This is a genomic window from Stenotrophomonas sp. HMWF003 (genome assembly GCF_003061285.1).
Lineage (GTDB): Bacteria > Pseudomonadota > Gammaproteobacteria > Xanthomonadales > Xanthomonadaceae > Stenotrophomonas > Stenotrophomonas maltophilia_AP.
This window is the reverse complement of record NZ_QAIW01000354.1, coordinates 28112-34915: the sequence shown is the minus strand read 5'-3', so window position 1 is coordinate 34915 and position 6804 is coordinate 28112. Positions and strand designations below refer to the sequence as shown.

Genomic DNA, 6804 nt, shown 5'->3' with positions numbered 1-6804 from the left:
AGATGGGCTTGTCCCGGTATGGCTGGGGCGGCGAGACGCTCAAGATCCACCGTCTGGACGTTCCGCGTGCTTACGTGGACGAGCCTCTGGTGTTGACGGTGATCGACGCCAAGGGTGCGTTCGAGCTGATGGACGCCGAGGGTGACATCCTGCTCAAGGGCAAGGTTGGCGAGGCGGTGCAGAGCAAGGGTTTCCGGCTTGAAGTGGCGCAGCTGCGCGCCCAGCCGGGGATGCGCTTTACGGTGTCCAAGCTGCGTCGATTGGACGTGGTTGCCGGCTTGCAGGAGGAAATCAAGGTCGGTGAGCAGGGCAAGGAGTCGGGCATCCTGCGGATTGTCTACGACAATTCCGATCCGGTTCTGGCCCAGCTTGTCGTGCAGAAGGTTGCCGAGGCCTATGCCCGCCAGAATGTCGATCGCAGCTCGGCTGAGGCAGGCTCGCAGTTGCAGTTTGTGAAAGACCAGCTGCCGACGGTGCGCAAGCAGGTGGAGGAAGCGCAGGTGGCGATGGCGACCTACCAGTCGCGTGCCAACTCCGTGGACATCACCATGCAGACCAAGGGTCTGCTGGAGCAGGAAGTTGCCGTTGAAACCAGCATCCAGGAGCTCCGCCTGAAGCAGGCGGAAATGGATCGCAACTTCACGCGTGAGCATCCGGCGTACCGCGCCTTGTTGAGGCAGTTGTCGGATCTGCAGGGCCGCAAGGATGGTTTCCGCCGCGAAGTGAACGCGTTGCCGGATACGCAGCAGGAGTTGCTGCGTCTGACCCGTGATCTGCAGGTCAGCAATGAGCTTTACACCGCTCTGCTCAACCAGGCCCAGCAGTTGGACGTGGCGCGTGCCGGCACGGTGGGTAATGTACGTATCGTTGACGACGCAATCGTCGACGTAAGCAAGCCCGTCAAACCCCAGAAGGGGCTGATCGTCCTGGTGTCGGTGCTTCTGGGTGCGCTGCTTTCTTCCGGTGCCGCTTTCCTGCTTCGCATGCTGAATCCAGGCGTCGAAGATCCCGCGCAGATCGAAGAGCTTGGTCTGCCGGTGTATGCAGCGATTCCGTTGAGTGTCTCCAGCAATCTGCTGAAGATCCAGAAGGGCAAGGGCGGAAAGACCCGGATTGTGGCCGATGGTCGATCGCACCTGCTGGCGGCCGCAGAACCTGCTGACCTTGCTGTGGAGGCGCTGCGTAGTCTGCGTACCAGCCTGCACTTCGCGATGATGGAGGCGAAGAACAACGTCATCGCCATCTCTGGTCCGCGCCCCGGTGTGGGCAAGACGTTCATCTCGGCCAACCTGGCGGCTGTCGTCGCCCAGGCCGGTCAGAAGGTGCTTGTGATCGACGTGGATATGCGCAAGGGCACGTTGCACAAGGTTCTCGGCGTCAGCCACGTCAGTGGTTTGTCCGACGTCCTTGCCGGCAAGCTGGCCACCCACGATGCGATCCACGCGTTCCCGGGCCTGGAGCAGATGCACTACATGACCCGGGGCGACATCCCGCCCAATCCGTCTGAGCTGCTGATGCACCCGCGGTTTGCCGCGATGCTCGAGGCGCTGTCTGCCGAATACGATCTGGTGATCGTGGATACGCCGCCGATCCTGGCAGTGACGGATGCCGCCATCGTCTCCAGCCATGCGGGCTCGACGCTGATGGTGACTCGATTCGGGGTCAATCAGCCGAAGGAGATTCTGCTCTCGATGAAGCGATTCGAGCAGAACGGAATCCAGGTGAAGGGGGCGATCTTCAACGCGGTGGAGAAGCGTGCCACGGGCTACTACAGCTATGGCTACTACGAGTACGCATCCAACGAGAAGTAAGGTCTTGGCGCGCGCAGAGTTCGCGCGCCCGTTGACCGTCTCGAAATGAAGAAAGGCCGGAAGCTTGCGCTGCCGGCCTTTCTTTTATCCAGAGTTCCGATCGGATGCACTACTTGCTGATGGCATCCAGGTTGTCGAAGAAGAACTCCGGGTCACGTTCCGACGTCGCCTGATACAGGCTGTAGGTGTGGCCTACGCGGGCACCGCCATCACGGTACAGGGGGCTCCATAGGAAGTTGGCGCGTGCACGCGTCGATCGAGGCAACAGGAAGTCAAAGGGCACCGACACGTAGATGCCTTTGTCGAAACTGCCTTCGCCGAAATCCTTCGAGGACACGTCCGTCTTGGTGGCGTAGGCCCCCATGGTCACGCCGTTGTCGAAGGCTCGGGACACGGCAAGCGTGGCACCCCAATCCTTGGCCAGATAGCGGCCGGCGCTGAGTGCGCTCACAATGCGCCGCTCCTCACCCCACATGTAGTAGAAGCTCGCATGGCCGGTGGCAACGCTGTAGTCACGGAAGCTCAGGCGCTGGTCGAAGTCGCGTTGCTTGACCCAGTTGGCCTCCACACCCACTGCCCAGCGCTCGTTGAGAGGACGGTAAAGAACCTCGCCACCGGCGCCAGCGTACATCGACTCCAGCAGGCCGGCGTAGGCCATGCCGTAGAGATCGCGGCCCAGCCGGCGGGTGCCGGTCAGCTGCAGGCTGGGCAGGGTCAGGTCTTCGGTCGTCATGTACTGACGCAGGTTGGTACGTACACGTGGCAGGCGGCTGGGGGCGTCGTAGCGGAACTTGTCGTAGTTGTTGTACGCGTTGTAGCTGACCGTGCCGCTGAGCCACAGGTGGCGTGAAAGATAGACATTGGCGCTGTAGGTGCCGGCCACCTGAAACAGCACGAACCCGTCAGGACCACCCAGGGATTGCTGATAGCCGATATTGAAGGCACCGTCGAAACGGCGAAGCGGCGCCTGGTACAGCGTTTCCCTGTACTGCGCAGCAGGCGGCGTCATTTCGATGTGACCGGCCAGGCTGCTCAGCTCGGTCTTTTGCTCGAGGTAATCGACGAAACTCTTTCGCTCGATGCTGGTCTCGACAATCGGCATGCCCAGCCGGGTGTTCTGCACGGTAAACCAATTGATGTCAGAAGGAAGCCTGCCATCAAGGATGCGTGCGGTACGACCAAGGCCTTGGGCTGGATAGTAGAAGCGCCGCTGCTCTCCACTCACGATGATTTCCGAGCCGCGCTGACTGATACGTTGTACTCGCAGGCCGGCATTCTGGTCGAGTTGATTGGCCACACCGGCCCAGTCAATGGCTGCGTTGGCAGGGGGCAACCCGCTGTCGTGGACAGCGTCGTCAGCATCGTTCCGTTGATGCATGGGTACGGGCGGCGGATCCAGCAGCTTCGGCATGGAGCTAGCCTGGGCAAGGTTGGTGCGCAGGGTGACTCCGAACATCGCCAGATCGCCGCGCTCCCAGCCCAGATGCAGGTGCACGTTCTTGTTTACCGCGTACGTGGCGCCGACGTTGAACGGGCTGCGCTGACGCTGGTTGTTCTGCTGGGGCTCGTGCTTGTAATCGTTGCCATCGTATTCGACCTTCAGCTGCAGCGGTTCCCATGGTGTCTGGTATGCCACGCCCCCAAAGACGCCAACCGGTCCGCGGAACATGCCGTCGCTGTTGAGACTGCCCGTGCCTTGGGCTTTTGGCCGTGTCTCGAAGCGGTCATCGATGGAGGTGAGCGGATTTCTGAAATCCCCGCGATTGCCGATGTAGCCCGTCGCCAAGCCCAGGCTGGCGTCAAAGGCGCCCATCCGCTTGCTGGCCACCAGGTACTCACTGGAGAACAGGCCGGTACCGCCCAGGTCGCGGAAGCCTGCGGACACTTCGGGAACCCAGCGGCTTTCCTCCAGCAGGCGGATCTTCAGGTCGATCGACTTGTCCTTGTAGTTCTGGTTTCCGCTGAGCCAGGCCGGGCCGTAGCGTCGGTTGGCCACGGATACGTAGCGGAACGCGCCTTCCACCCAAGGCAGCGGCTGCAGCACGATGTTGTAGCGGCTGTACGGCGAGGTGTGGCTGGCGGTAAAGGCGACCTCGCCCTCGTCGGCCATGCGCGCCGTAGGCGTCTGCAGCAGGCCGATGCCGCCCCAGTCGCTGGCGGTCGGCGCCGGTGCGTTCTGCGCGTACAGGGCGCTGCTGATGCTGAGGCTGAGCGCGGCAAGCGCAAGGCGCGCGGCCGGTGTGCGAAGCGAAGGAATCAAAGCGTAACTCCGGGCGCATCCAGCACCTGGGTGGCGAGGAAGCGGGCGACTTCCTCGTTGAGATCGGGCGCGGTCTGGCCGAGTGTGCTTGCCTGCAACGGCACATAGACGATGGCGCCCGGCGCAAGCGTGGACGCTGGCGAGCGGTTCCACAGGGCGATACCGAGTTTCTCCACGTGGCCATCGGGCTGGATGACGTACAGGTCATCGCCGCTGGCGGCGGCAAGGGCAGGGCAGTGCGACAGATAGGCGCGCGGTGCCTGGTCGGGCACGTGGTCCAGTACGCATTGCTGGGCCACCGCACCCATCACCGTGACAGTGGCGGGGCGGGGTGGGTAGACCAGGCGGTCGCCATCGGCCAGCGGGCGGTTCTGGGGCAACGCGGCTTCAACATTGCGCGCGGCGAGCAGCGCGGGGACGCGCCCGGTCACCGGCATGCTGTCGATCTCGCGCGCAAGTGCGGTGGCCGCCTGTGCGCCGTCGGGGTCGCGGTCGGCGCGCTCCTCGAGCTGGCCCAGGTCGAACAGCACGCCGGCCTTCAGCCGTGTCTGCGCCAGCTGTTCGGCCTGACGGAGCCATGCGGCCGCCAGCGGGTAGGCGTTTGGCAACGGTTGGGCGGCCAGCGCGGCATCGCTCAGCCGGGCGCCGGCAGGCAGAACCTGTGCACCCGGATTGCGCACCTGACCAAGGACGTCCACCTTGATTGTGGGGGCGGCAACGCTGGCGCCACTGGTGACCAGGCCCAGCACAAGGGCAAACAATCGCTGCTTCATCGGCGTTGCAGGTCCAGGCTGTACGGCTTGAGTTGGGTGATTTCCAGGCGCGTGCCCGGCGCGATCATCTGCTGGCTCTTCCAGATGAAGCCGCTCGAGGGGTCGACCCAGTAGTGGTTTTCGCCCTTCCAGTGCGTGCCACTCAACGTCTCGCGAACGTGCGCCAGCGTGCGCACCTTGCCAAGGATCTCCACCGGCTCGTTCCCCAGGCGCTCCAGCGTGCCGGTAACTGCGACGCCGTAGCGATAGCCCGGCATCAGGTCATAGTGGCGCTGTACGGTGACGGTGCCTTGCAGCGTGTGCAGAGCGTGGAAGGGGTTGTCGCCTTCGATCCACATCTGCTGCAGCTCCGGCGTGCCGCCGTGCGTGCCAACCAGCAGTCCATCCTCCAGGAACACGATACTGCGCTCGCTGCTGTACCACGCCTGCCGCCCCGCATCGATGTTCCCAAGCACCAGCACGGCACCGCCGTTGGGGCCGCTGACCTTCATCTGCGGATACGGCTTTGCGGCGACCTCGGCCGCGGAAGGCTGCACGTCCGGCGTGCCCTGAACGGCCAGCTGCACCGTCTGGATGCTGGTGCGCGACACCACGCCGCAGCCGGTCAATGCCAGAGTGATCAACAGCAGCGCGGCGATGCCGCGCTGCGCCTTGGTCGGGGCGGCGAGAGCGCTCCTGCTCATCAGTGAACCACCGTCAGTTTTCGAGATCGTTGCGCGCGCTTGCAGCGTTGCTGATGATCGAGGTGAACGGCAGCAGCTGGTTCACGAAGCGGCTCCAGCGGGTGACGCCTGCTGCGCCGACGAAGACCACGTCACCGGGAATCAGCTCGAACTGACTGGCTACAGCGAACGCGGCCGGCGACCTTGCTTCCAGGTGGTACACCGTGGATGGCATGCTCTGCAGGTCCTGGGAGCCGCGGATCACGTAGACGGCATTGCCGTTGGCCGTCGTCTGCTGCATCCCGCGGGCGCGGCCAAGGGCCTGGCTCAGCGAAATATCGCTGGTCTTGAAGCTCATCGCGCCGGGCTGGTTGACTTCGCCCACCACGAAGATCTCCTTGCGATCCAGGTACGGCACGTACAGGTGGTCGCTGGATTTCAGGAAGATGTTGGTTGCCCCACCGCCTTGGCGACCGAGGCGGTCCAGGTCGATGGTATAGGTGACGCCATCGCGGGTCAGGCGCACACCAGACAGGTCTGCCTGGGTTGCATCCAGGCCGGACTGGCTGATGGCATCGCCCAGGGTGAGCGGTGTGACCGTAAGCGGGACCGTGGCCGCCTGGCGCGACGCGCCCGTGACCCAGACGCGCTGGCTAGCGTAGGTCAGGATGGACACGTCCACCTGCGGCGCTTCGATGTAGCGCGCCAGCTTTCTGGTGAGCTCTTCGCGGAGCTGGCTCGGCGTCATGCCGGCGGCCATGACCTTGCCCACGTACGGATAGAAAAGCGTACCGTCGGACTGCACGGGGCGGCCAGCGGCATTGAGCTGCTGCTGCGGGCCTGCGGGCACGGTCAGTTCCGGGTGATCCCACACTGTGATGTACAGCACATCACCCGCGCCGATCTGATAATCCTTGGGCTGATAGCTGGTCAGTGCACTGGGCAGGCCGGGGAGGTCGCGCGCGGCGCGGTCCATGGCGATCAGCTTCGGCGTGATCGGAATCAGCTCGATCTGGTCGTTGCCGACCGGCTGGTCATCACGTGCGAACGCGCTGGAGCGCATGTGCTGACCGGGTGCGAACATGCAGCCAGACAGGGAGAGGGCGAGCGCCAAAGTGGCGCCGAGACGCTTGCAGTCCATCGATGATTCTTCCTGGCCCTGTCGGGCAAAACAAAAACCCCCGCCGGACCTGCGCCCGGCGAGGGCGTGATGACATTGTTCCGGCTAGCGGATCAATTGGTGCCGGTGGTGCCCGTCGTACCGGTGGTGCCGGTCGTGCCCGTGGTGCCGCCCGGGC

The 6804-nt window shown here is 64.0% G+C and carries 5 protein-coding genes; 1 reads left to right on the top strand and 4 read right to left on the bottom strand.

What is annotated here, in order from left to right; genetic code table 11:
• Positions 1-1811: polysaccharide biosynthesis tyrosine autokinase (locus DBR34_RS14445; protein WP_258223950.1), on the top strand; the 1811-nt coding region annotated here is incomplete at its 5' end.
• Positions 1812-1920: 109 nt separating this feature from the next.
• Here the strand turns inward: DBR34_RS14445 and DBR34_RS14440 are convergent.
• The 4 genes from DBR34_RS14440 to DBR34_RS14425 are packed head-to-tail and all read right to left on the bottom strand — an operon-like array spanning position 1921 to position 6647.
• A complete protein-coding gene (locus tag DBR34_RS14440) occupies positions 1921-4071 on the bottom strand; it encodes a YjbH domain-containing protein (RefSeq protein WP_258223949.1) in 2151 nt (716 codons plus the stop codon).
• On the bottom strand, positions 4068-4844 hold the full coding sequence (locus DBR34_RS14435; RefSeq protein WP_128097303.1) for a capsule biosynthesis GfcC family protein: 777 nt from the start codon (positions 4842-4844) through the stop codon (positions 4068-4070). The genes DBR34_RS14440 and DBR34_RS14435 overlap by 4 nt, the downstream gene beginning before the upstream one ends.
• Entirely contained in the window at positions 4841-5527 is a 687-nt protein-coding gene (locus DBR34_RS14430) for a YjbF family lipoprotein (protein WP_128097302.1), read from the bottom strand. The genes DBR34_RS14435 and DBR34_RS14430 overlap by 4 nt, the downstream gene beginning before the upstream one ends.
• A gap of 13 nt (positions 5528-5540) precedes the next feature.
• Positions 5541-6647, bottom strand: a complete 1107-nt coding sequence (locus tag DBR34_RS14425) for a polysaccharide biosynthesis/export family protein (protein ID WP_128097301.1) — start codon at positions 6645-6647, stop codon at positions 5541-5543.
• Between the last annotated feature and the right edge of the window lie 157 nt (positions 6648-6804).